Annotated in this window: 18 protein-coding genes and 1 riboswitch; of the genes, 7 read left to right on the top strand and 11 right to left on the bottom strand. The window is 40.7% G+C overall.

Annotated features, from left to right (window positions below):
- Positions 1-131 precede the first annotated feature (131 nt).
- Together GQR38_RS07340 and GQR38_RS07335 are read right to left on the bottom strand one after the other, a co-directional pair.
- Positions 132-3,281: an efflux RND transporter permease subunit gene (locus GQR38_RS07340; RefSeq protein WP_165722538.1), complete on the bottom strand. Its 3,150-nt coding sequence runs from the start codon at positions 3,279-3,281 to the stop codon at positions 132-134.
- Between the two features lie 2 nt (positions 3,282-3,283).
- A complete protein-coding gene (locus GQR38_RS07335) occupies positions 3,284-4,462 on the bottom strand; it encodes an efflux RND transporter periplasmic adaptor subunit (protein ID WP_165722539.1) in 1,179 nt (392 codons plus the stop codon).
- 169 nt (positions 4,463-4,631) lie between these two features.
- Between GQR38_RS07335 and GQR38_RS07330 the strand changes: the two genes are divergently transcribed.
- Positions 4,632-4,895, top strand: coding sequence for a YkgJ family cysteine cluster protein (locus GQR38_RS07330; protein ID WP_024612699.1), 264 nt, complete (start codon positions 4,632-4,634; stop codon positions 4,893-4,895).
- A 204-nt stretch (positions 4,896-5,099) separates the two neighbouring features.
- Positions 5,100-5,570, top strand: a complete 471-nt coding sequence (locus tag GQR38_RS07325; RefSeq protein ID WP_007581896.1) for a hypothetical protein — start codon at positions 5,100-5,102, stop codon at positions 5,568-5,570.
- 108 nt (positions 5,571-5,678) lie between these two features.
- Here the strand turns inward: GQR38_RS07325 and GQR38_RS07320 are convergent, their stop codons facing one another.
- Positions 5,679-7,544 carry a TonB-dependent receptor gene (locus GQR38_RS07320; RefSeq protein ID WP_165722540.1) on the bottom strand — a complete coding sequence of 622 codons (1,866 nt, stop codon included), beginning with the start codon at positions 7,542-7,544 and terminating at the stop codon, positions 5,679-5,681.
- 187 nt (positions 7,545-7,731) lie between these two features.
- Between GQR38_RS07320 and GQR38_RS07315 the strand changes: the two genes are divergently transcribed.
- Entirely contained in the window at positions 7,732-8,220 is a 489-nt protein-coding gene (locus GQR38_RS07315) for a peptide-methionine (S)-S-oxide reductase (protein ID WP_165722541.1), read from the top strand.
- Positions 8,221-8,648: 428 nt separating this feature from the next.
- Here the strand turns inward: GQR38_RS07315 and GQR38_RS07310 are convergent, their stop codons facing one another.
- The 4 genes from GQR38_RS07310 to GQR38_RS07295 all read right to left on the bottom strand — a co-directional run bounded on the left by GQR38_RS07310 (position 8,649) and on the right by GQR38_RS07295 (position 14,201).
- Positions 8,649-9,200: a DUF4136 domain-containing protein gene (locus GQR38_RS07310; protein WP_165722542.1), complete on the bottom strand. Its 552-nt coding sequence runs from the start codon at positions 9,198-9,200 to the stop codon at positions 8,649-8,651.
- Positions 9,201-9,606: 406 nt separating this feature from the next.
- Positions 9,607-12,381, bottom strand: a complete 2,775-nt coding sequence (locus GQR38_RS07305) for an ATPase (protein WP_165722543.1) — start codon at positions 12,379-12,381, stop codon at positions 9,607-9,609.
- Positions 12,378-12,926: a hypothetical protein gene (locus GQR38_RS07300; protein WP_010553432.1), complete on the bottom strand. Its 549-nt coding sequence runs from the start codon at positions 12,924-12,926 to the stop codon at positions 12,378-12,380. The genes GQR38_RS07305 and GQR38_RS07300 overlap by 4 nt, the downstream gene beginning before the upstream one ends.
- Before the next feature lie 3 nt (positions 12,927-12,929).
- Entirely contained in the window at positions 12,930-14,201 is a 1,272-nt protein-coding gene (locus GQR38_RS07295; RefSeq protein WP_165722544.1) for a hypothetical protein, read from the bottom strand.
- A 222-nt stretch (positions 14,202-14,423) separates the two neighbouring features.
- On the opposite strand from GQR38_RS07295, the gene nhaD reads away from it, so the two are divergent.
- Positions 14,424-15,671 carry a sodium:proton antiporter NhaD gene (nhaD, locus tag GQR38_RS07290; protein ID WP_007375803.1) on the top strand — a complete coding sequence of 416 codons (1,248 nt, stop codon included), beginning with the start codon at positions 14,424-14,426 and terminating at the stop codon, positions 15,669-15,671.
- 101 nt (positions 15,672-15,772) lie between these two features.
- Positions 15,773-15,945, top strand: a riboswitch (Lysine riboswitch).
- Positions 15,946-16,020: 75 nt separating this feature from the next.
- On the top strand, positions 16,021-17,424 hold the full coding sequence (gene lysC / locus GQR38_RS07285) for a lysine-sensitive aspartokinase 3 (RefSeq protein ID WP_165722545.1): 1,404 nt from the start codon (positions 16,021-16,023) through the stop codon (positions 17,422-17,424).
- A gap of 72 nt (positions 17,425-17,496) precedes the next feature.
- Here the strand turns inward: lysC and GQR38_RS07280 are convergent, their stop codons facing one another.
- Positions 17,497-18,255: a 4'-phosphopantetheinyl transferase superfamily protein gene (locus GQR38_RS07280; RefSeq protein ID WP_165722546.1), complete on the bottom strand. Its 759-nt coding sequence runs from the start codon at positions 18,253-18,255 to the stop codon at positions 17,497-17,499.
- A 141-nt stretch (positions 18,256-18,396) separates the two neighbouring features.
- Here GQR38_RS07280 and GQR38_RS07275 point away from each other — a divergent pair, with 141 nt between their 5' ends.
- The gene (locus tag GQR38_RS07275) at positions 18,397-19,719 is read left to right on the top strand and encodes a sodium-dependent transporter (RefSeq protein ID WP_101217588.1); all 1,323 of its coding nucleotides are present in this window, start codon (positions 18,397-18,399) and stop codon (positions 19,717-19,719) included.
- 96 nt (positions 19,720-19,815) lie between these two features.
- Here GQR38_RS07275 and GQR38_RS07270 read toward each other — a convergent pair whose 3' ends face one another.
- Entirely contained in the window at positions 19,816-20,796 is a 981-nt protein-coding gene (locus GQR38_RS07270) for a 2-hydroxyacid dehydrogenase (RefSeq protein WP_165722547.1), read from the bottom strand.
- Positions 20,797-20,900: 104 nt separating this feature from the next.
- Entirely contained in the window at positions 20,901-21,473 is a 573-nt protein-coding gene (locus GQR38_RS07265) for a glutathione peroxidase (protein WP_165722548.1), read from the bottom strand.
- 121 nt (positions 21,474-21,594) lie between these two features.
- On the opposite strand from GQR38_RS07265, the gene GQR38_RS07260 reads away from it, so the two are divergent.
- Positions 21,595-22,476, top strand: a complete 882-nt coding sequence (locus GQR38_RS07260; RefSeq protein ID WP_165722549.1) for an NAD(P)-dependent oxidoreductase — start codon at positions 21,595-21,597, stop codon at positions 22,474-22,476.
- 838 nt (positions 22,477-23,314) lie between these two features.
- Here the strand turns inward: GQR38_RS07260 and sbcB are convergent.
- A complete protein-coding gene (gene sbcB / locus GQR38_RS07255; protein ID WP_165722550.1) occupies positions 23,315-24,760 on the bottom strand; it encodes an exodeoxyribonuclease I in 1,446 nt (481 codons plus the stop codon).
- Positions 24,761-24,941 lie beyond the last annotated feature (181 nt).

Raw genomic sequence — 24,941 nt, 5'->3', positions numbered from 1 at the left:
GGGTTATATTTATAGAGTCAAACTATCAGTAAGATAAAGACTTGGCAAATAGGTGAATATCATTTTTAAGCTAAAAATAAAAAGCTCGGCATATAGTATGCCGAGCTTTTTTGGTTGGGATGTTACTTAATTTAGCTGTGAGTAGGCGCTGGTTGGGCATCTACTAGTGGTGGCTTTCCACGCATTTTACGTACTAATCGTTTAGCATCTTCTAGTGCAACATACTGGCACGGTATAAGTATCAGTGTAATTACTGTGGCAAATAACACACCAAAAGCAAGTGATACAGCCATTGGGATAACAATTTTAGCTTGTAAACTCGTTTCAAAAATAATTGGCATTACACCAATAAAGGTAGTGATTGAGGTGAGTAATATTGCTCTAAAGCGACGAGCACCGGCTTGCATTACAGCATCCTTAATCGCAACACCTTCAGCGCGTGCTTTATTTACAAAATCAACCATAACGAGGGAATCATTTACGACCACACCCGCTACAGCAATAATGCCAAACATCGATAAGCTACTCATGGTCATGCCTAAAATCATATGCCCAAACATCGCGCCCACTACACCAAACGGAATAACCGACATTATAATAAGTGGCTGCGAGTAAGAGCGAAGTGGAATCGCTAACAAGGCAAATATAATCATCATTGATATACCAAAATCACGAAGCTGCTCTGAAGCGCTATCCATCTCTTCTTGAATGCGCCCAGCTACATCACTTGTAACGCCAGGGTAGCTTTTAAGTAATGTTGGTAAGTATTCATCACGAATTTCTTCTGCAATTGCAAATGGTTCGGCTTGGTCGGTATTTACCGCAGCCCATACGTTTACAGTACGTTTAGAGTTTTCGCGGCGAATACGGTTTACACCGTCAACCAACTTAACTTCGGCTATTTCACTTAGCGGTACTTCAGCGCCAGTAGGTGTAATAATACGCACACTTGCGATGTCACTAATTGAGTTACGTTCATCTTCTGGATAGCGGATCATGACTTTAATTTCTTCGCCTTCACGCAATATTCGCTGCGCTTCTAAGCCGTAGTAACTAAAGCTAACTTGCGATGCGACATCAGCAAGCGTTAAACCCATGCTGTAAGCGAGTGGTTTTAAATCAAGTTGCACTTCGTCGGTAGCGCTTTGCATTGAATCGTTTACGTCGCCAACGCCTTCCATTGTTTGTAATTTGGCTTTTAATTTACCAGCCACTTCTTTTAGCTCGTCAGCATTTTTGCCTTCAAGTTTAAAGCTAACGTCGCCATCATCTCGACCGCCATTCATTATACTGTCTTGAATGGCCATGGTTTTAATGCCTGGTAAAGCGGGCATTTGCTCACGCCATAATGCACTTAGGGCAAAGGTGTCGATAGGGCGTAAATCAGGCTCTACCAAAATGGCCATAATATTTGCTTCAGTTCGTCCGCGCAGGCTTACCGATAAATCGCGGATCATCGGTTTACCGTATTGCTCTTGTAGTTGCTGATCGACCTTTAACAACACGCTTTCTATTTTACGTGCAGTTTCAAGCGTTGCTTGCTCAGATGAAGCAAGGTTCATCTCTATATCAATACGCGGAAAGTCGTGCGGTATTTTAGGGTTTGGTACAAACTTAACTAAACCACCTGCAAACATACCTGCGCTTACAATAAGCAAACACATAAAGCCAACAATTACGGTATAGCGGTAGTGAATACAGCGGCTAACAAAAGGAAGGTAGTAGTTATTCACAAAGCCTTTTAAACCACTATCAATTACCATACGTAAGCGATGTAATAGGTTTTTAGGATTTGGTTTACGCGGATTCATTGCTGCAATATGCGCAGGTAAAATTAGTTTTGATTCAATGAGTGAAAAAATCAAACATAAAATAATAACGCCACCAATTGCCTTAGAAAAAGCAGCGCCAGGGCCGGTTGCGAGTGTTTGTGGTAAAAATGCCGCAATAGTTGTTAGTACACCAAAGGTTGCTGGCATCGCAACACGTTTTACGCCGCGTACTACGTTATCAAGTGTATGGCCGTATTTTTCTATTTCGGCACTGGCTGACTCGCCCACAACAATGGCGTCATCCACTACAATCCCGAGCACAAGTATAAAGGCAAAAAGAGAGGCTAGGTTAATTGTTACGTCTAAAAAGCCAATGGGCATAAACAAAAAGGCACCTAGAAAAGACACCGGTAAACCCATCATTACCCAAAATGCTAAGCGTAACGGTAAAAATAGTGCCAGCACTATCATTACTAACAAGCCCCCCCAAATCATGTTATCGACCATCATATCAAGTCGACCTTCAAGGTAGTAAGTTAAATCAACAATAGGAGATAGCTTAACGCCTGCAGGTAAAAGTGGCTCTTTAGCTGCCATGTAGCTTTTAAGTACTTTTGCTACATCGGTAATGTCTTGATCTTTTGATGCGTTAACTTCAAACGATAATGAGTTTTTACCATTATATTTAGAATACTGCAGGCCTTCTTCAAAGCCATCGTTAATGGTTGCTACATCGCCTAAATAAATTTGTGCACCATCAGCAAGGGTAATAAGCGGCAGTTTTTCAAACTCAAAGCCACGATAGGCTTGTTTTTCAACACGCATCGAAATATAACCGTTTTCAGAGCGTATTTGCCCCGCCGACATATTGGCTGAAAAGTTTTGCACCGCGCCTGCAATATCTCTAAATGTTAAGCCATATTCGCGCAGTTTATCGGGGCTGACTTCTATACCAATTTCGTACTCTAAGCCGCCGTTAAAATTAACAAGGTTAACGTGAGGCAGTGCTTGCAGTTCATCTTTTATATCGTTGCCAAGCTCTTTTAACTGGTAGTTACTCATGTCGCCATAAAGCGCGAGTATCATTACCTCTTGCTCAAACTTATCGCGGCGAACAACAGGGCGCTCCATTCCCGCAGGAAAGGTGTTTATTGAATCAACTTGTACTTTAATTTCATCAAGTACTTCTTGTGGATTGTATTGTTCTTCTATTTCAATCCACGCTTGTGAAAAACCACGGTTAGAGTAAGTAATTAGGCGTTTAATGCCTTCAATACCTTCGAGGTTTTCCTCAACTTTTATGGTTATGCCTTCTTCAACTTCCTGCGGGGCTGCACCTGGGTAAACCGCTTGTACGCTTATCCAGTTACTTTCAAACTGTGGGAACATTTGTTTGCGAATTGTCATCGCCATTAAAATACCGCCCACTAATATAAATATCATTAGTAGGTTGGCAGCAACGGGATTTCGGGCAAACCATGCTATTAACCCTGTTTCACGAGTGTTCATGATTATTCCTCTTTCAGCGCAAGTTGAGTTACATCAGTTTTATCAGGCGCAATATCTTCAACTTTTACTGCCATACCTTCAGTTGGATACTCAAGCGCTGAGGTAATAATTTGCTCGCCATTTTTTAGCCCTTGGCTGGCTATAATCATGCCGTTTTGTTCGCGTATAATATTGAGAGTTTTAAACGACAATGTTAAATCGTCATTTAAAATGACAATTTTATTATCTTTAACTAAATGGTGCGCAACAATAATTGCGTTATCAAGCGGGCGACCTTCAATGGTAGCGTTAATATATGAACCAAAACGAAGAGGGCGTGTTTTATCGCCATAAGGTGTTGCAAGTTGTGCAACCAAGTAGCTCATACGGCTTGTTTGATCAACCACACCTTCGGTGCGAATTACTTTGGCTTGCCACATTGTTTGCTTACCCGCGTATTCTGCGTTAAATGTAACATTTGAGCCTACGCCGCCATTTTTTAAATATTGCAGTTCTTGGTCGGCAACGGGTAAACGGACCTCTGCAACTGAGGTTGCACTCAATGCACCAAAACTATTACCTGGGTTTACTACTGAACCCAAGCTAATTGTGCGTTCATTAATAATGGCATCGTATGGGGCTTTAATATAAGTACGTTCAAGATTGCGGCTAGCACGTTTAACACTTGCTTGAGCAGAGCGGTAACGCGCTAATTTTTCGGCCAGTTGTGGTTTACGTAAATAAAGTTCTGAGGCAATAGCTTCGCTTGAGTCCGATTTAATACGCTCCCATTCAGCTTTTGCTACATGTGCTTGTGCGCGTTCTATTTCAAGTGCTGAGCTTGCTTGAGCTAAACCTGCTTGCGCTTCAATAAAGTCTGCCTCGTAATCATTTGCATCAATTCGTGCTAAAATATCGCCTTGCTTTACAAACGCGCCTTCAACAAATTGATCTGATACCGAAATAACTTGCCCACTAACTTGTGCTATCAGCTCGGTACGGTCCTTTGGTTTAACAATGCCGTACGATTTAACATCGAGCGTTATAGAATCTAAAAGTATGCTTTGTGTTGCAACTAAAGGGCGTAAATCTTGCTCTGGCTTTTCTTCGGGTGGTTTTTTCATTGCCATAAAGGCGAAAGCTAAAGCAATACCGCCTGCTAAAACAGCAATTGGGAGTATTATTTGTTTTGTAGTAGCCACAAGGCATTCCTTCATAATTGGTGGTGACAGAGCAATAATACGCAATAAAGTGTTTACAAGGCGTTTTAAGATGTAACAAAGCATTACATACGTACATTACAACTCAACATGCGGCTAATTACGTTCCTAAAAAGGAATTAAAGTAAGTGTGTTTTATTCAGAGGATATTATGAAAACCGAATCGATGAGTTGCAGGCTAGGCTGCGGCGCATGTTGTATTGCGCCAAGTATTAGTTCGCCTATTCCAGGTATGCCAAATGGTAAAAAGGCCGGAGAGCGCTGTATTCAGCTAGACGAACGTAATTTATGTAAGTTATTTGGTGATTCAAGCCGACCTAAAGTATGTAGTGATTTTAGCGCCACATTTGATGTGTGCGGGTCAACAAATGCACAAGCTTTAGCACTTATTACAGAGCTTGAAGAGCTAACTTAATCCTCGTTTTTAATACACATCTATTTACAATATATTATTAATAAAAATCTTCATAAGGTTATTAAAAGCAGTCGTTAATTTATTTAATGGCGAAATATTAGACATATTTAACTTTGTTGCTAATATAGGAAATTGTAAGATACTTTTTATAAATCTCATTTATAGGTGATTTCGTTCAATCTTAATTTTTAAAAGGAAAGAAAAATGAAAAATTTACTTACAGCATTTACATTAGGTGTGACTTTATTAGGTTGTTCAAACTTACCCATTAAAACCGATATTAAAGAAGACCATTTTAGACTCGAAAACTTTAAAAGAGAGCAGGGAGTAGATCTAGAATATGTCCACTTGATGTGCTTTAACAAAAAACCTACACAATGGGCTGAACCAAAGCAGTATATCAGTGGTGAGCATGATTTATGGGTAAAGGCGAGTGTTTCAAACCCTGATGTTTTAAATAGTCAAAAAGAAGCTTTTGTTAATTTTAACGTTAATTTAGATTCTGATAAAAGCTATATGCTAAATAGAAAAAGGGAAGGGGATAAGATATCAATCTGGATACAAGAAGTTGAAACCGGTACGGTTGTTTCGCAGGTTCTTACAGATGAGCTTAGTCGCCCTTTACAAATTGATAATGAGCTAAGAAAAAGACAATGTCGTTCTGGTTCAATATAAGCTGAGTAATCAAAGCTCTTAATATTTAGTATGTCGTTTATTCTTTGCTAAATATTTATTCAAAGACCTGTTTTAAATAAACAGGTCTTTGAATGTGATAGCTCAATTCTACCAACGATACGTTGCGCTTAACGTATATTGCTCACCTCGCCCTGGTGTACCAGGTATCTCTTCAAACGATTCACCCCATAGGTTATCTGCTGCTAAAGTAATAAATAAGTTTTTTAGCATTGGCGGCGTAATTTTTAACGTTAAATGAGTAAATAAAACATCGTCGTCACTACCGCGCAGCGCATTTTCGTGCTGTTTGCGCCACTCGTTATCTATTCTAAACTGCAATATATCAGTAGGATTCCAAATTGCGCCGAGTGTTAGGCGGTGATCAGGAAAGTTTAATGCGTAAAAACTAGCATCAATATCTGCCGCACCGTAATTTTCTGATTTATGAAGGTAGGTGTAACTCGCTACAATTTCGGTTGTTTCAAAGTGTTTAGTTGCTAAGAACTCAATGCCCGTCGTATTTATATCTACAGGGTTTGCAAAGCGCGCTGAGCTTGAATCAAAATTAAACGTCCAATCGGTTAAGTTGTCATCTTTGCGATAAAAAATAGCCGAATTAAGTTGCCAAGTTTGCTCATCAACTAATAAACCTAGCTCTAGGCTTTTAGTCGTTTCGCGCTCAAGGGTGTAATTACTTCTAAATAACCCGCCTGAATCACTTCCACCAATCGCGGTATAGCCTGCTACTTGGCTTGCCTCTGCGTACGATAAATAAAACGTGCGCTCAAAACCTTTGCTGTTTTGTGTATTAAGCGTTACATCACCAATAAGTGACAGTTCTGAGTCGTCTCTATTTGTATCGTCAAACGCAGCACCTAAACGAAATGTAAGTTGTTTATTATCCTCAAGCGCCATTTTGTATTCAGGCAATACGCTTAATTTATAATACTTACGAGAGGTAAAGTTGTTTTCAAGCGTGGTAGATTCAATTGAGTCGTCAATAAACTGCGCTGAATAATTTACAGCAAATACATCGCTTTGAGCATGATGCCCCGATAGCGCTAACGACTTAACTTCACTTTTGTGAAACGCTTCAAAAGCGCTTGGATTTTCGCGAGAGTAAATATAATGATCGTCGTGTGTGCGGTAATAAGCCGACACTTCAAAGTTACTATCCTGCGCATAATTTTGCTTATGGTTTAGCATTAATAAGCGGGTTTCTAGCTCTTCTGTTTCGTTAACGCCAAATGGTGTGTACAAATTTGGCCAGCCAAAAAACTTATCTTGTGAGCCAAAAAACAAATCGGTTTGAGAATCAGCGCCAGCTAATTGAACGCGACCCGATGCACGCGTAAAGTCGTGATCGCCGTTATCAATAGTGCCATCGCTTTGTGAGTGAGAAATCTCACCTTCAAAACCAAGCTTCCAATCCTTTGCGCCTTCAAGGGGCATACTTACACCTGCATGTAAGCTTTGTAAGTTAAAATCGTTTGTGCCAGTACCTACCGATACACTGCCGCCCGTGCTAATTGGTTTCCAGCCAAACGATACAGTGCCTACAGAGCTATTAGCACCATTAAGCGCATTGTCTGCGCCTGTTAAAATATAAGGGCCGGTAAGCATTTGCGGTGCAATAGGAATTTCAGCAAAGTAATGACCAGACTGTGGGTCAAGTAAAGTAGCACTACCAACTCTAAAACCGGTATTTTCAAAAATACCACCGCGTATAGTTACATCGGCTTGCGCTTCAGCCATATTACGTGATTGTAAATCAACACGTGGGTCATACTCTAAATTAGATACTGGAGAGTCAAATGTACCTACAGGTAATGTGTTTGCAGTGGGCGATGCCTCAACCGTTATTTTTTCGATTGCCGGTGATGCTTCAGTTTTATCAGTTACAGCTTCGCCGTAGGCAAAACTGCTCGCGCTGCATAGCAGTGCAGGGAGTATAAAGTGCGGTGACCATTTCATGTTGTGTGTCTCATTTTTTATATGCAATTACGGTAACAATTAAATTCAGAACACACTTTTAAGGCGTGATAAAATAATTCAATTAAACAACTGCGATTTTGGCGCGATTGTACATTAATTCATTAAAAACTGCATTTGATTATCATTTGCAACGTTAATGCATCTAACAAACTTGGTCACATTTATTATGAATATAAAACAGCAAGATACTATTTACTTTGCAGGTGGCTGCCTGTGGGGCGTGCAAGAGTTTTTAAAGCACTTACCTGGTGTAATAAGTACTGAAGCAGGGCGGGCTAATGGAAAAAATGATAATACACAAGGCGAATACGACGGTTATGCTGAGTGTGTAAAAGTAATATTTAGTACAAAAGAGGTTAGCTTAAACGAGCTGTTTGGCTTCTTTTTTGAGATTATTGATCCGTATAGCGTTAACAAACAAGGGGATGACGTAGGCCCTAAATATCGCACTGCCATTTATAGCAAAAGCCAAGATCATTTAAAGGTCGCTAGCAATTATATAAGCCAGCGAAGTGATGCTGATAAAATTGTGGTAGGGGCAGAGCTGCTAACTAACTACGTGCCAAGCGATCCTGAGCATCAAGACCGCTTAACTAATCATCCTGATGATTACTGCCATATACCGCTTGAGTTACTGCATAAGTATAAATCGTAAATTTAACGCGGTGTTTTTGTAGACGTGCAGCTTGCTGACGTGACGAGCGCAGCTCGTAATTTAAGATGGAATATAGCGATATAAAGTAATTAGAAGCTATCGCTTCTCGCGTAAGCAAGCTTAGCGCCTACGGGTAAAGTTTGACGCGGTGTTTTTGTAGACGTGCAGCTTGCTGACGTGACGAGCGCAGCTCGTAATTTAAGATGGAATATAGCGCTATAAAGTAATTAGAAGCTGTCGCTTCTCGCGCAAGCAAGCTTAGCGCCTACAGGTAAAGTTTGACGCGGTGTTTTTTGTAGACGTGCAGCTTGCTGACGTGACGAGCGCAGCTCGTAATAACTTTATTTTAAAAGTTCCAAAAATACACACCCACAAAAAAGCTCACGTACTGTGAGCTCTTTTAAAACTTACTTATAGCTAATTTTAACTTACTGCTGCTTTTGCGGCGGGAAGTTACTTAAAATTTCGCTCACTGTTTTATTAATTGATGCTTCACGTTGTTCTGGCGATTGATTTTTCTTTAATCGACCTTCTTTTGCGCCGCGCCATACTAGCTGGTTAGATTCACGATCCACAATATCAATAATCAGTGTACCCACTTCGTATTCACGCGCGGTTGTATCTTTTTGAAAACCACTTCCCCAGTAACCCCAATTATGGCGGTAACCCGTGTTAAACGTGTCTATTTCAAGCTCTTTATCAACCGATGCATGATAGTTAACAAGTACATCAGCTTGCGCTGCATCAACTAAGCTCATACCTAATGTTTGGCTCAGCTCTGCGTTTACGGCAGTGCGAACACGTTTTTCCATAAGGCCATTTATTTGATAGTTATTTGTGTCTTTAGTTAGGCTGGCGTTTTCTACCCAAGCAAATGTTTTAAAATTACTAAAGTTAGCTGATTTATCGTAATCCCAATCTGGGGTTTGTGTACAGGCTGTAAGAAGTGCTAGCGCTGCAACAATAAGTATATTTTTCATTACGTTTGCTCCAATAAAATGCATTAATTTAAAATAACACACATAGTTTAAATGTGTATTATTTAAACGTCCTAAATATTAGTCTAATTGTCAGGGCGTGTTGACCTTTCGTGGTTGAATTTGCAGCAGTATGTTTGGTATTTGGGCAAGGCAGAGCCTATGTAGTGTGGTTATTCCCCATAAATAGTTGATAACGCAGCATAAATGCCAAACATGCGCTGCCCGAAGGGTTCTGCCTAGGGGCAATTAACTCTTTGTTGCTCGGTTTTTACTTAGCCCACTAGGTTACAAACCTCACGCCGCGATTAAATTGCCCCTAAATTGAACAAATTTCAATCCACAAAGGTCAACACGCCCTAAGGCTGAATGACTAATTAACCTCTGTTAATTAGTCATCAGTAAAAGTTTAATGTTCAACTTCAATCCAATCTTTTTCATCTACCCAGTTTTGTGCACCGTCTTTTACCGAGCGAATAGGCACAATGTAGTCACAACTTATTTGTGGCTTAACTGAGGCAAATATAGGAACAAAACCAAAGCTTAGTGCGGTTTCTATAATTGCTTTTTGATTTTGTGGGTCAATGTCGGCCGCTTCATCTATATAAATAGGTATACGGTATAGGTTTTGTTCCTGGTCACTCAATAAGTAACGAATAAACAACATGCCACACAATAACTTAATCGTAATACGTGTGCCGTTTGAACCCGCCGAATCTATTTTTTCAAAGTGCTCTGTTTCACCTGCGCGGTTAACCACTTCAAATCGAATATCAAATAAATCGGTAAGTGTTAAACCCGCTTTATCTGAGGCGAGTTTAATTAAGTGATCTTTCGCTTCGTTTACCGCACTTTCGCTGTACGGTTCTTGGCTCAGTAAATCTAGGGTGTCGCCTTGCTCAAACTGATGCGACGTGCTGATAATGGTATCAATACTATCAACCAGCATTTTGCGCGGTATGACGTTAATTTTAAACGCTTGCAGGTTTGAAATACGGTGCTGGCTTATGCCTTTATTAAAGCTGTTCATTTCGCGGCGAAGGCGGTCTAAATCTTCTCGCAAGCCTTTAATAGTTGCGGCCACTTCAGTAAGCGCAACGCGTGCTTGGCGCTCAACAGCATCGCGTTCGTTATCAATATTATGAAAGGCGCTTATTAGCTTTTGGTATTTAGTATATTCGTCGTTTTCGTTGTCGAATTTAGTAATACCCGCGTTATATACATGCAAATAGGTGTTGCGCACGTTTATGTCAAAATTACGCAGCTCTTGGCAGTCTTTATTAAAGTGATGAACAAGATCGCTTAAGTTATCAAAGTCGACTGTAATATCAATCATGTATGGAGTTACTTTACCGCTGTATAAATCAAGCGTGTGGTCAATTCGCTCGCTTTTAACTTGGCGCAGACGCTCAGTTTGGCGATTAATTTGCTCTTGTTTCGATTTAATTAACGAGCGACGATCGGCAATTGAGCCACTATTTTTTTGAATATCTTGCAGGTAGTCGTCAACTTGTTCGCGCTCAGCTAATAATTGCTCTTTTAGCATGGCTTGCGCTTCAACCGACTGCTGCATTACCTCAAACTGCTCTAAGCGTTTTAGGGCGCTCTCTGCGCTCATAAGCTCATCGTATAACGCGTCTTTTTCTTTTTGCTTGTCGGCAACGTTTGCAGCAACATCGCGCTGTTGCTTAAACTCTTTAAGTGAATGCTCAAGTGCACTGAGCTGAGCGGTTAATTGCTCTTTGTTTTCGCCGCTTTGCATTTGCACAGGCGAGAGCTTTTTAAGCTTAATGCTCGCACCTGGTAGTGTTAATACGCCGCCTTTAACGTTTTCACTTAACAGCGATAAAAATTCCCCAAACGCATCTTCGTCATCAATGGTTATATCGCCATTAGTGGTGGTTGCAAACGAGAGAATATCTGGGTTTAAAATCCGCGATATTTCTTCTACTTCTTTTAACGAGAGGTCTTCGCGCATACGGGTAAACAAATTAAACTCAAGGTTTTTAAGTTGCAGCTTTAAGCTCTTAATTTGTTTTTGTGTTTCGCTAATCCGGTAGTCAAGCGTATGTAGGCTTTGTCCTTGTGCGCTGGTTATAGAGTGTGAAAGCGACTCGTAATCTTGCTTTAACTGAGTCAGGCTGGTTTTAAGCGTGGCTTTATTTACCAGTTCAAATTCGCTTTTAAGCGCATCGTAATCTAAAAACCACTGCTCAATTTGAGTTTGTCTACGCTCTATATCACGCGATTGCTGTACGTATAGGCTTTGCTTTTGCTCAAACTCGTGTTTTTCGTGCTCTATATCTTCAAGCGCTATACCCAGCTCATTAAGTTGCGATTCTTGATAGGTATCAAAATCAATCAGTGCTTGGTCAATTTTAGGCGCATACGCGGCTAATTTACCTTTAAGCACGGTTTGGTTTTCAAGCATTGATTCAAGCGCGGCTATTGGCTCTTGCATTGACTCAAGGGCTTTTAATTCGCGTTTTGAGCGATTTACTTTATCAAACGAGCGACGCCATACTTCATAAAAATCGACCTTAGAGTTCGACATATGGCGTTCAAACACGCGTAGCATAAAGCGTTTTACGTCGCTTGCGCCTAATTTGTGTAAATTAAGAATACGTCTAAATATTTCTTTATAAATAGAGGAGTCTTGCACATTATTGAGCGGGATCATTTTTAAGTTAATGTCGCCGTCAAAAGGCGTTGCGCCGCCAGTAAGTAGTGCGTTTAGCTCTTGTGCTTTAAGCTCAATAGGGTTGTAGTTAAGCGATTTTAAATGGTTGAACAGCTTGGTAAATTTAATAATAGTTTTACCTTGCGTGTACTGCTCTAAATCAAGCTTTCCTTGGTAACAAAAGTACTGATGCGCGTAACCGGCAATTTTACCAAGTCCTGCAACACCTATTACTACCGAGCCATGAGGCAAGTTAGCTTCTAGTAAAATGTACGACTGATCGGATGAAAAATAAAACTTTCGGGTTTCATCTAAATCGTGTCCGTCCCATTCTGTTAAGCGCAAATCGTTAATAAGCGGAAACTGCAGGGCGTTAATAACCGAGCTTTTACCTGTGTTATTGGGCGCGCAAATAGAGCTGCTTTTATCAAGCGGGATCACACATTTTGCATAGCCTGCGGTGTTAAGTAGGGCGAGTTTACTTAGTCCGTATAGATTTTTCATTCCTCGTCCTCTGTAATATAGGTTTCTTCGTTTACTTCCATGAGTGCATCTATGTAGCGGTGAATTGGCGCTTGTAGCATAAAGCCGCCTTCTACTTCGCGGGCTAAACCTAAGCGCACCATGCGCAGGTAAACGTCTTTGCGCAAATCAGATCCTGAAAATATCTCAAGCTGATCAAACAAATGTTTGTTAATTTGCACCAGCGTTTGCATAAGCTCTAAATCGTTTACGTCGTCAAACAATGCGCGCATAGGGTCTTTACCCGTATTGGCGTAGTGCTCAATTAAAATGTAAATGGTGAGCGCGATAGCGCGAGATATTTTGCCCATATTGGGTGTGCTTTCGTCGCTACCAAAGTAATAAAAGCCACGGCTGTCGCGTTTTAAATCGTTACCTAAAGCGGTAAATAGGGCGGTGTAGTCTTCTATGTGTTGGTCAAGCTCTTGCCACATTACGTTGTCTTGCTCACAAATGTGATAACCCGCTACTAATTTTTTATTAATGGCTTGTAGATGGGTTAGCTCGTCTAAGTTTATGTGTGTCATGGTTTATTTACCTGCCTTTGAATCTGGCTGAGGCTCTGAATTAAATGGATATAAAGAAAAGTGCTGACCGGCAATTTTTACGCGGGCTTTTTCATCGCTTTGAATTATTTTAATATCGCTGTCGCTGACTAATTTTTGATACAAAAATAGCATTTCGTCGGCATCGAGATTTGGGTAGCTTTCGTCTAAAAATTGCAGCAAGGGCTGCGGCTTTTTGCGTTTTTTATTAAAGCGCTTAGCAAAGCTGGTTTTAACATCGTTGTAGTCAGGAATATTAGGCGTAACAAATGCAGGCACGTCTTGTTGATCTGGCAATTGGTATTCTTCGTGTTCAAATTCAACCAAGCTTGCCATGTAAGCCACAATATGGCGCTGCTGACCAAGCGAATATCGCTGCGCGTCGCTCACAAAATGTGGCTGTACAGCACTTAGCATGTTGTCTACGCCATTTTTGCGCACAAGCCCAAGTACTTTGGCTGCTTGGCGAGTAATTAAGTTATTACGGCGTAACTCTTCGCGCAGCGGCATAAGCATGTCGGCACTTTTACGTAAGCTTTCTCTACCCACTAAATGCATTTCGAGTATACGGGTACGTAATTGCTCCAGCATGCGTTTGTCGGTATACGCTTTACCTGAGCGCTCAATGTGCAGTATTTGCTTACTTATTTGCTCTTCAATGAGGGTAAAACACGCATGAAATTCACCACGAATATCAACCATTTCAAGCATTGGCTCTATGTATTCGTCAAACGCTTCTATTACCGCTTTATAACGCTTTTGCAGCGATTGCACCGCATTATTAGATTTAGCTTGTTCAACAATATTTAAAATAGCGTTTTCGTTGTGCGTATAGAGCTTCATTATTTTACGCACCCGATCATCCATAATGCGGCTGTAGCGGCGTAAATCGTCAAAGTCTTCTATTTCGCCAGCGTTATCTAGGCGGTTACCTAAACGTGCTAGGTCGTCTACTAATACGCTAATTTCTTGCGCTAAGCCTAAATGCTCTTCTTGCAGTAAAAACGTAGCAAAATCGGCAATGGCACGATTTATTTCAAGCTGAGAAGATTTAGCCAGTGAAATTAAAATATCTTGGTTTAACAAACGATTTGTTTCTTTATAAATGCGTTCGTTTGACCACGTAGGCTGCTTTTGCTTAATCGCGTTTTGTACGTCTTTTAGGCTAAAGTCAGCCATTTTAAAACGTTTAAATAATAGCGCTAATACACCCCAATGTTCGGTTATGGTGTTTAGCAGCTTTTTAGCTGGGATCATAAGAGGTTACAACATCCTAGTATTTTATTATTGAGTTCTTTTAGAAGACTCATTATTACGTATTTTTAATTAACCTTGTCTGTATATAGTATTCGTTTTTAAGACCATTTAATAATAGTTTTTGCATAGAGGCAGTGCTAAAATTCGCGCCGAAAATAGGCACATGAAATGGAATGTTATTTGTGTGTTCTTTAAAACTATATCAAAGGTTGTTTAACTACCATGGTTTCCTCGATTATTCTAACCCTGATAGCGATTGCATTTTTACTGATCGTTATAGAAGATATAATCCATGTCAATAAAGCTAAAACCACGCTGTTTTTTGGTACGCTTTGCTGGATTCTTCTTTTTATATACCCTCTACACGGGCAAAGCCCCGATACGATTCAACACCTTTTAAATGAAAATATTTTAGAAATTGCCTCGTTATGGCTATTTTTAATGGCTGCAATGACCTTTGTAGCGTATTTAAATTCAAAGGGGTTTATAGAAAATATTGTGCACCGCGTTATGCCAAAAAGTATTAGCGAAAAAAAGCTCATGTTTTTGGTGGGTGGTTTTGCGTTTTTGTTTTCGTCGATTTCAGATAACGTAACAGCGACGCTTATATCGCTCGCGGTTGTTATGTCGTTAAAACTTGAACCTAAAAAACTCATTAAATACGCCACGCTTATTGTGTTTGGGGTTAACTCAGGTGGGGTATCGCTAATAACAGGTGACGTAACCACACTAATGATATTTTTAGATGGCAAAGTAACCATTGCTCATTTATTACTACTTATAGCGCCAGCACTTGCAAGCGTTATGCTGCTAGCCGCGTTACTATCTATCGGTATGAAAGGGCGTGTTGAGTTTGCTGGTGCAGGTAAAACCCGCATTGAAAAAACCGACATTACCATCGCTGTTATATTTTTATCTACCGTAGTGAGCACACTTATGCTGAGTGTAGTTTACAGCGTACCGCCTTTATTAACCTTCTTGTTTGGCTTATCAGTGATGTTTTTAGTAGCGCAATTTTTAATGCGCAAAAAAGACATTAACAAAGACATAATCGATTTTGTTCGCGATATAGAATACGACACATTATTGTTTTTTGTAGGTGTACTTTTACTTGTAGGCGCACTTAAAGAAATTGGTATGCTAAGTAAATTTACCGACCTATACACGGTAATGGCACCTGAGTACGCAAACTACTTAATGGGCATATTATCAGCAGGGGTCGATAACGTACCGCTTACTGCTGCTTTATTAAAAGCCGATATAGTAATGAGCCAACAACACTGGTTGTCGTTTACTTATGCAACGGGCGTGGGCGGTTCAATGCTGATCATTGGGTCGGCTGCGGGTATTATTGCCATGAGCAAAGTTAAAGCGCTTACCTTTATGAGCTACTTGCGTTTATCGCTGCATTTATTAATTTGCTACACCGTAGGTTATGCAGGCTCTTATTACATGGGCAGTTTTATTTAACGCATAAATTATTAAATGCTTGACAGCTAGACGTCTAAACGATAACTTTCAAAGCCCCGCTACTTAGTGGGGTTTTGTTTTATTAGCCACTGGTTAATAAAGCATTCAGAAGAGGTGCGATACTTAGGTACTTAATGTTAGGCGACGAAAGCCAATGATCATTAAGGAGGGAAGTACTCGCCGAGGAAAATAATGGTACGTCGTCATTATTTTTCGGTTTATGGGGCTGAATCCTCAAAACTGTCACCAATATAGGTGGAGAGCTTCTGGCAGTGGACTTATCTTTAAGCATTCCTTTGCCAAGTTCTTCTTGTTTTATTGCGGTTTGGATACCGCGAAAGGAGACTAAATGACTACCCAATCAGCGCCACAAACAGTACTTCAAACAGAGTTAAGCGCAAAATCAGATTACATCGTTGCCAAATTTGGCGGAACCAGTGTTGCCAACTTTGAAGCGATGAGTCGCTGTAGCGAAATTATTGTTGCAGATAAAAGCGTACGTATTGTTGCCGTGAGCGCTAGTGCCGGCGTAACTAACCACTTAGTTGCACTGTGCAAACCAAGTATTACCTCAAGTGAGCGCCAAGAACACATAAACGGTGTGCTTGCTATTCAACAAACTATTTTAGATGAGTTATCGCTAGATGCCGATTTAGCGGTTGGCTTTAACGAAACCCTAAAAGCATTTCAAACATTGGCTCAAGAGTCACTAACAACCGATCAGCAACACGATGAGCTACTTAGCTTTGGTGAGCGTTTATCGTCGTATTTGTTTGCTCAGGTGCTGCGTTTACAAGGTTTAAACGCCGATCGCTTTGATGTGCGCAAGGTGCTTAAAACCGACAGCCAATTTGGTAAAGCAACGCCTAATGTTGCGGCCACAGCGCAAGCCGCTAAAGAATTTTTAATCCCGTTATTAGATAAGCAAGTAATTGTTACTCAGGGCTTTATTGGCAGTGACGAGTACGGCCAAACCACAACGCTAGGACGAGGTGGTTCAGACTACAGTGCTGCACTTTTAGCTGAAGCAATTAACGCTAAAAGCGTGCATATTTGGACCGACGTAGTGGGCATTTTTAGCACCGACCCGCGTTTGTGCGCAAAAGCGACGCCTATTGCACGTTTAAGCTTTGACGAAGCCGCTGAAATGGCGACCTTTGGCGCAAAAGTATTGCACCCAGCAACTATTTTACCAGCGAGCCGTAGCCACATTAATGTATTTGTAGGCTCTAGCCGCGAGCCAGAGCGTGGCGGTACATGGATTGAGCGCGAAAAATCGCAGCAACCAGGTATACGCGCAGTAACGCAACGTAAAAACCAAATATTGCTTACGCTTAAAAGCCCAGAAATGCTCCTAGCAAGCGGCTTTTTAGCACGCGTATTTACACTATTAAGTGAATACAATATATCGGTCGATTTGGTAACTACATCAGAAATCAGCGTAGCTATAACCCTTGATAACGCGCAAAACGCATCGCGCCCAGAGCTCGATCAAGAATGCCTAGATAAGCTTGCAGAGTTTTGCCATGTTTCGGTAGAAAACAACCTAACATTGGTGGCACTTATTGGCTCTGAGATTCAATTACGCCAACACGAAATGAACTTAATGAGTGTACTAAAAGACTTTAACATTCGATTAATTTGTCACGGTGCTAGTAAGCACAACCTGTGCTTTTTAGTTGAGCAAACTGAGTCAGATAACGTAGTACAGTCTATTCATAGCCGTTTATTAGAAAATGATTTTGCTGCGTAAATAACCGTTATTCAGGAAAATCACCTAGTAAAATTACCTAGTAAAATCAGTTGATAAAGTCACTTAATAAAGTTACTTAACAAAATCGGTTAATAAAAAGCATCGCCAGTCGATGCTTTTTTTATGCACCACACTTACATCAAAGCAAACATTGCTGTCACTGCTATCAGCTACAGTAACGCGATTACTGCTAGCACTCAGCTTTGCACTATGTAATTCGTCAAACACATTGGGGCTAAGTAATTTTGCAATAGGGCGGCTGGTGGCTTTAGCAAGTGACTCTTTTAATGTCCAAATTCTAAAAAACGTATCTGCTTGGGCTTGGGTATTAGTGGGCTCGGTAATAAGTGTAATTTCATCATTATGATAAAAATGCTTAGCGAGCTTTTCAAACGGGCGCTTTAGGCTTACTTTTTCAATATCAAAACCAAACTCACTTTTATCAAGATTTAGCGCTACGCCAACCAAACCATGCGAGTGCGAAATACAGGTATTAATAACATCATCACCCACGTGTATTTGCAGTTTTGAGCTTGCCTCGTCAAATTCTGTACTCATTTTATTAAGCGCTACGTGCGCATATTGCGGCTGCGCTATTTTAATAAGGTGTTTTAACAATAACCGCGTAGCTAAATACTCTTGCTTAGCTTGCGGACTTTTACGGCGGTTTATAATAGTTAACTCAAATGGGCTTAAGCAATCGGGCAAATTAAAGTCACTAAGCTCAAGTGTTTTAGCATTAAATAATAAAATACTGTTACTCGCTAAAGACAAGTTTGCCAATTGAGTTGAAGTAATACTCAAGGCATTTTTAAAATAGTGTTCAGTCATAAAAGCCCTAAAGCAAAAGAAGTCGCTGATATTGTGAGCGGTTAACGCCACTAATAAAGGCTGGGTACAATTTTATTACTCAGCTGGCATGAAATATGGTTTAATTCACAATAATCAAAATAATAACAGATTTGTAGATGTATGGCACAAGTGCGTGATGGGTTTCAAAGCCGACTTGGTTTTGTTTTAGCCGCTGCTGGCGCAGCAGTGGGTTTAGGTAATATTTGGGGTTTTCCTACGCAAGCGGCCAACCATGGCGGCGGTGCATTTTTACTGGTTTATTTTATTGTTATATTTTTACTTGCGCTTCCTGCGCTGTATACCGAACTTTATTTAGGTCACAAAGCACAAGCTAATCCTGTAAAAGCATTGGGCGATGCATGGCAAAACACTAACCGTAAGGTTGGTGCTGCGGCAGGTTATATAGGCCTTGCGGGCGCAGTTGTTATGCTAAGTTTTTATTCAATAGTGGCAGGGTGGATGCTTTCGTACGCTATTGAACCCATAACAACCTTTTTTGGGTTTACAGGCGCAAGCGAATTTTTACATAGCGACTCAGTGCTGCGTAATTTTGTATTTACGCCGCTTATGCTTATTTTAACTGCCAGTATTATTTTAAAAGGGGTTAAGTCAGGAATCGAAACTTGGTCGCGCCGTTTAATGCCACTGCTACTCGTATTGCTTGTTGGTTTAATTGCCTACATTGCAACACTCGATGGCGCAAGCGAAGGCTTTGCCGCGTATTTAATTCCTGATTTTAGCCAAATACTCGACCCTAATTTAATTATTGCTGCAATGGGGCAAGCGTTCTTTTCGCTCTCGTTAGGTGTGGGCTGTATGATGATTTACGGCTCGTATTTACAGCCAGATGCTAATTTACCAAAGCTCACCGCAGGTGTTGCACTACTTGATACTGGCGTTGCTTTTTTAGCGGGGTTACTCATTATACCTGCTATTTATGTGGCGCAGCACAACGGTGTAGAGGTATTTAGTGGTGGTAAACTGATTGGCGAAGGGCAGCTTATTTTTGCTATTTTACCTGAGCTATTTAGCACCATGGGCGAAATTGGCTTATTAGTCGGTTTATTATTTTTTGTATTAATGTCTATCGCATCGGTTACGTCAACTATATCGACCACCGAAATTCCGGTAGCGTTTTTAGTAGAAAACCACAACGTTAGCCGCACCAAAGCAACATGGGCGGTAAGCGCTGTTGTACTTGTGTGTGCAAGCGCAATTATACTAAATTTTGATTGGTTATTTGGCTTAGTCATTATGCTATTTACCCAATACCAATTACCGCTTATGGGTTTATTTTACTTTATTACGGTAGGTTGGATGTGGCAGCGTGGTAATAAATTACATCAAGCAACAACCGGTGTACATTACTGGTTTGCTCAGTATATTCGTTTTGTTTGCCCAATATTAATGACCTTGGTATTTGCAAACGTTGCCTTTGGTTAATTTTATTTAAACCCTAAAAATAGATTAATAAAGCGAAGTGAGTTTAAAACACACTTCGCTTTTTTTGTGCCTAAAATTTAGGTATAGCCAAGAACTTTATAAAACCTCATTAGTCAGAGGCCTACCTTCATTTACTTCAAGCGCGTTAAGTAGGGTTGTGTTTGCTATTTCGGTGAGTGCCTCTTGGGTAAAAAAGCCCTGATGCCCCGTTACTAAAACATTTTTAAAGCTCACTAAGCGCGAGAATATATCGTCTTGGTTTATTTCGTCACTGTGGTTTTTAAAAAACAGCTCCGACTCTTGCTCGTAAACGTCGAGCCCTAAATACCCTAATTTTTTAGTTTTTAGTGCACTAATACATGCGCTACTATCAAGTAATGCACCACGAGAGGTGTTAATAAGCATAACGCCGGTTTTCATTTTGCTAAATGCCTCATCATCTATTAAATGATGAGTTTGCTCCGTTAAAGGGCAATGCAAAGAAATCACATCGCTTTGGCTAAGTAAGGTGTCTATATCGGTAATTGTATAATTGCCAGGTTGTGCGTAGGGGTCGCACACTAATACTTTAGCGCCAAAGCCATTTAAAATGTTGCACAGCGCAAGGCCAATTTTACCGCAACCTACAATACCCACGGTTTTGTTGTGCAAGTTAAAACCTAGTAATCCGTTTAAATCAAAGTTACCTTCGCGTACGCGGTTGTATGCTTTATGAGTTTTACGGCTAAGGGTTAGCATAAGTGCAATACAGTGTTCAGCTACGGCTTCAGGGCTGTAAGCAGGGACGCGTAATACTTTAATTTTGTGTGCTTTTGCTGCAGGTAAATCAACGTTATTAAATCCTGCACAACGCAGCAAAATAGTATTTATGCCTTGGCGAGCTAGTTGTTCAATAACCGTGGCGTTTACGGTGTCGTTAACAAATACGCATATGGCATCAAACCCGTTTGCTAAAATAGCCGTTTGTTCGCTCAGGGCTTGTTCAAAATACGTTATTTTTATATCACGGTTACCGCGTGTACTTTGTTCAAAAAAAGGCAGTTCGTACTTTTGAGTACTAAAAAAAGCAATGTTCATGGTAATAGCCTCGATGCTTAAGTATTTGTAGGGTAGTTAACCTTTAATACAATAAACTACTTTATAAACCTGTGCTTTAGTAACACGCATTTTATTGATTTAAATTAAGCCTTAAGCGGAGCCTTACTTGAGGTAAACAAAGGTATTTTAGACGGTACCTTTTTACCACCTCTGGCAGCGCTTAACTTTGCGGCTTGCAGTAAGTTACTTTCTATTACTTGTTTAAGTGTTTCGGGCTTAGTACGCGGTGCATAGCGTGCAACAAGTTGCCCTTGCGAGTTAATTAAAAACTTAGTGAAATTCCACTTAATTGCACGATTTTGCGAAATACCCCGCGTATGCGACTTTAAATAATTAAACAACGGATGTGTTTCTGGCCCATTTACCATTACCTTGCCAAATATCTCAAATGAGACATTAAATTGCTCTTGGTAAAAGTCTTTAATGGCTAAATTATCAAGCGGCTCATTTTGGCCAAACTGGTTGCACGGAAACGCAAGTACAGTAAAACCATTGCTTTTGTATTGCTGATAGAGCTTTTCGAGCGCGTTTAATTGCACCGAAAAATTACACTTACTCGCTGTATTAACAATAAGAACGGTTTTGCCCTGTAATTGGCTAAGAGAAAAAGTTTCGCTGTTAAAAAGTGGTGCATTAAATTGATAAATACTATCCATAGGTTACCTACTTACCTTTCCCGCTAAGGAAATTTTATAAAGACTTTCATTCGCTTTTTTATCGACCGGTTGACATAATCGAGGTCTAGTTTCTAAGTTATCAGTTTAATAGGTCATTTTTATGTCAATGAAAGTCGCATTTATAGGTTTAGGCGTAATGGGTTACCCAATGGCGGGGCATTTAGCAAAAGAAGGGCACAGCGTATGCGTTTTTAACCGCACTCAAGCTAAAGCACAAGCGTGGACTGCAGAACATTCAGGAAGCTTTGCACCAACCCCACGCGAAGCTGCCAACAATGCCGACATCGTATTTATGTGTGTTGGTAACGATGACGATTTACGCTCAGTAGTGTATGGCGACGACGGCGTGTTAGCGGGCATGTTGCCGCACACTATTTTGGTTGATCACACCACAACCTCTGCCGAAGTAGCACGCGAAGTGGCTGCAAAAGCGGCTCTGCAAAATATCGACTTTATAGATGCGCCTGTATCGGGCGGACAAGCTGGCGCCGAAAACGGCGTATTAACGGTTATGGCGGGTGGCAGTGAAGCCGTATTTGCTAAAGTGCAGCCAGTTATGGCGGCATTTAGTCGTTTTAGCCAATTACTAGGCGGCGTTGGCTCGGGACAACTTTGTAAAATGGTTAATCAAATTTGTATTGCTGGCGCAGTGCAAGGTTTAGCCGAAGGCTTACATTTTGCCAAACAAGCAGGGCTTGATGGTGAAAAAGTTATAGAAACCATTTCTAAAGGTGCAGCCGGTTCGTGGCAAATGGAAAATCGCTACAAAACAATGTGGGCGGGGGAATACGAGTTTGGTTTTGCCGTAGATTGGATGCGTAAAGATTTAGGCATTGCACTCGATGAAGCTAAAAACAACGGCGCTACTTTACCAATGACCGCAACGGTCGATCAATACTACGCCGACGTACAAGCACTTGGCGGCGGCAGATACGACACCTCAAGCTTACTAGCACGCATTGAAGCATTGCATAAAAAGTAACGCTGTAGACGCGAAGCTTGCTTGCGTGACGGGCAAAGCCCGTAAAGTGATTTATTCACAAAGAGGTTATGAGGCGCTGCGCTTTTAGAGGAAGTAATAGATCTAAAAAACTATTGTTTTTATGTCTTCTCATTTACTCCTCATTCGCTTCTCTTTGTGAATAGAGTTTTATTTAAGTAATTAAAAGCTGCGCTTTTCACGTGAGCAAGCTCTACGTTTACCCTAAAGTGTAGATTTATGATTGTTTCGTAGACGCGAAGCTTGCTTGCGTGACGGGCAAAGCCCGTAAAAGTGACTTATTCACAAAGAGGTTATGAGGCGCTGCGCTTTTAGAGGAAGTAATAGATCTAAAAAATTATTTTTTTATGTTTCTCATTTACTCCTCATTCGCTTCTCTTTGTGAAATAGTATTTTATTTAAGTAATTAAAAGCTGTGCTTTTCACGTGAGCAAGCTCTACGTTTACCCCAAAGTATAGATTTATGGTTGTTTCGTAGACGCGAAGCTTGCTTGCGTGACGGGTAAAGCCCGTAAAGTGATTTATTCACAAAGAGGTTATGAGGCGCTGCGCTTTTAGAGGAAGTAATAGATCTAAAAAAGATTGTTTTTTATGTCTTCTCATTTACTCCACATTCGCTTCTCTTTGTGAATAGTGTTTTATTTAAGCAATTAAAAGCTGTGCTTTTCACGTGAGCAAGCTCTACGTTTACCCCAAAGTGTCGATATGAGTTTTACTTTGTAGACGGAAGCTTGCTTGCGTATAAAAACGGAGTTTTTAAAATGATAAAAATATTAAAAGCTACGCTTTTCACGTGAGCAAGCTCTACGTCTACATCGAATTACATGCTTTGTGCGTAGTTATACAGTGCCTTTAAAATTGTAAGATTTTTTTCGCTGTCGTCATGTTCATGCGCTAGGTTTTCAAGGGTGATCATAAAATCTTGCGCATTAATCGATGGTTGATCTTCTCCGTGCATTAACTTGTTTTGGCAATACTGGCGCCATTGGTCAAGCTCTTGCTGGTTTAGCGTTTCAGGCCAGTTACGGGCGCGGTATCTAAACAACAATGTATTAAACTTTTTATCTTCAAAGTCTAACTTCAACCCAGCTAACTCATCTGGTTTTGCATCACGAATAATCGCAAACTTAGCTTTATCAGCATGGCTTGTAAACCCATCGTAAAGTAAGTAGTCAACGTTAGTGGTTGCGCTGTAATCGCCTTGCTCGTTAAACACTTCGGTTACTTTATCGCGAAGGTCGGTATTGGCTTTTAAAATAGCTAAGTTAGCTAAGCACTGCTCGCGGTCAATCCCAAGGCGGGCGGCGTTTTCAGGCAATAACGTTTTAGCTGGGGCTAAAATAGGGCACTTGTTTAAATGCACCAGCTTTAAGCCAACAGGTAAATCGTCTTCGGCTAAATCTACACGTTTGGTGTATAAACGTTTGCGTAACTCTTCTACGTTTAAATCAATAAGTACTTGCGGGCTTTGAGTTAAATCAAAACAAATAACCGCGTTTTTATTAACCGGATGAAAGCTCATTGGTGCAACCCAGCTTGTACAGCCTTGCGTTGCAGGTATGCGCGACGTGGTATGCACCAGCGGCGTCATGTTAAATACATCAACCAATTCAGCAAGGGCTTTTTTACCACGCAAACCAAAAAAGAAGTTATACAGCTTTGGCTGTTTTTCTTTTATTAGCTTAGCCAATGCAATAGTAGCGGTTACATCGCTTAGCGCATCGTGCGCTGCGGCGTGTTCAATACCATTAGCTACAGTTAAATGTTCTAACTTAAAGCTTGGGCTGCCGTCTTCTTTTAACGGCCATTCAATGCCTTCAGGGCGCAGCGCGTAACAAGCACGTACTAAATCAATAATATCCCAGCGGCTATTATTGTTTTTATATTCGCGCTCGTATGGGTCGTAAAAGTTACGGTAAAAGCTATAACGACTTACTTCGTCATCAAACCGAATACTGTTGTAACCGGCAACACAGGTGTTTGGTACGCTAAATTCGGCATGAATTTTTGCTATAAACTCAGCTTCAACTAAGCCTTTTTTCATCGCCACTTGTGGTGTAATACCCGTAATTAAACAGGCCTCAGGGTGAGGCAAGTAATCCGCTTGCGGCTTACAATATTCAATAAGTGGCTCGCCAATAATATTTAAATCAAGATCGGTACGAATACCCGCAAATTGGCTTGGCTTATCCTTTTGAGGGCTTGCTCCCCAAGTCTCGTAGTCGTGCCAATAGATTGTTGCTTGATTTTGCTCTTGATATGCCATGCTGAAAACCCTGAGTAGTTAACTTAAAAGCGCCTAAATACGCGCCAAGTTACTAAAATAATGAATTATTTAGATTATGGCATATGGGCGAGGGAGTTTATAGGTTTGGGTGAGAAATGAGGTGTTAGTTGTACACTTCGTAGTTTTCAGCAATTCTGAATATAAAGCGTTTCAATCTAAT

Source organism: Pseudoalteromonas sp. c7(2019), from assembly GCF_011378625.1.
GTDB lineage: Bacteria > Pseudomonadota > Gammaproteobacteria > Enterobacterales > Alteromonadaceae > Pseudoalteromonas > Pseudoalteromonas arctica.
The sequence above is the reverse complement of the archived record's forward strand: the minus strand, read 5'-3'. Positions and strand labels throughout refer to the sequence as shown.

Bases quoted from the DNA above. Each gene is read 5' to 3' on its own strand.
- sbcB (WP_165722550.1), bottom strand. From the start codon at position 24,760: ATGGCATATCAAGAGCAAAATCAAGCAACAATCTATTGGCACGACTAC.
- lysC (WP_165722545.1), top strand. From the start codon at position 16,021: ATGACTACCCAATCAGCGCCACAAACAGTACTTCAAACAGAGTTAAGC.
- GQR38_RS07310 (WP_165722542.1), bottom strand. From the start codon at position 9,200: ATGAAAAATATACTTATTGTTGCAGCGCTAGCACTTCTTACAGCCTGT.
- GQR38_RS07315 (WP_165722541.1), top strand. From the start codon at position 7,732: ATGAATATAAAACAGCAAGATACTATTTACTTTGCAGGTGGCTGCCTG.
- GQR38_RS07320 (WP_165722540.1), bottom strand. From the start codon at position 7,544: ATGAAATGGTCACCGCACTTTATACTCCCTGCACTGCTATGCAGCGCG.
- GQR38_RS07265 (WP_165722548.1), bottom strand. From the start codon at position 21,473: ATGGATAGTATTTATCAATTTAATGCACCACTTTTTAACAGCGAAACT.
- GQR38_RS07340 (WP_165722538.1), bottom strand. From the start codon at position 3,281: ATGAACACTCGTGAAACAGGGTTAATAGCATGGTTTGCCCGAAATCCC.
- GQR38_RS07295 (WP_165722544.1), bottom strand. From the start codon at position 14,201: ATGATCCCAGCTAAAAAGCTGCTAAACACCATAACCGAACATTGGGGT.
- GQR38_RS07280 (WP_165722546.1), bottom strand. From the start codon at position 18,255: ATGACTGAACACTATTTTAAAAATGCCTTGAGTATTACTTCAACTCAA.
- GQR38_RS07305 (WP_165722543.1), bottom strand. From the start codon at position 12,381: ATGAAAAATCTATACGGACTAAGTAAACTCGCCCTACTTAACACCGCA.
- GQR38_RS07330 (WP_024612699.1), top strand. From the start codon at position 4,632: ATGAAAACCGAATCGATGAGTTGCAGGCTAGGCTGCGGCGCATGTTGT.
- nhaD (WP_007375803.1), top strand. From the start codon at position 14,424: ATGGTTTCCTCGATTATTCTAACCCTGATAGCGATTGCATTTTTACTG.
- GQR38_RS07300 (WP_010553432.1), bottom strand. From the start codon at position 12,926: ATGACACACATAAACTTAGACGAGCTAACCCATCTACAAGCCATTAAT.
- GQR38_RS07325 (WP_007581896.1), top strand. From the start codon at position 5,100: ATGAAAAATTTACTTACAGCATTTACATTAGGTGTGACTTTATTAGGT.
- GQR38_RS07270 (WP_165722547.1), bottom strand. From the start codon at position 20,796: ATGAACATTGCTTTTTTTAGTACTCAAAAGTACGAACTGCCTTTTTTT.
- GQR38_RS07260 (WP_165722549.1), top strand. From the start codon at position 21,595: ATGTCAATGAAAGTCGCATTTATAGGTTTAGGCGTAATGGGTTACCCA.
- GQR38_RS07275 (WP_101217588.1), top strand. From the start codon at position 18,397: ATGGCACAAGTGCGTGATGGGTTTCAAAGCCGACTTGGTTTTGTTTTA.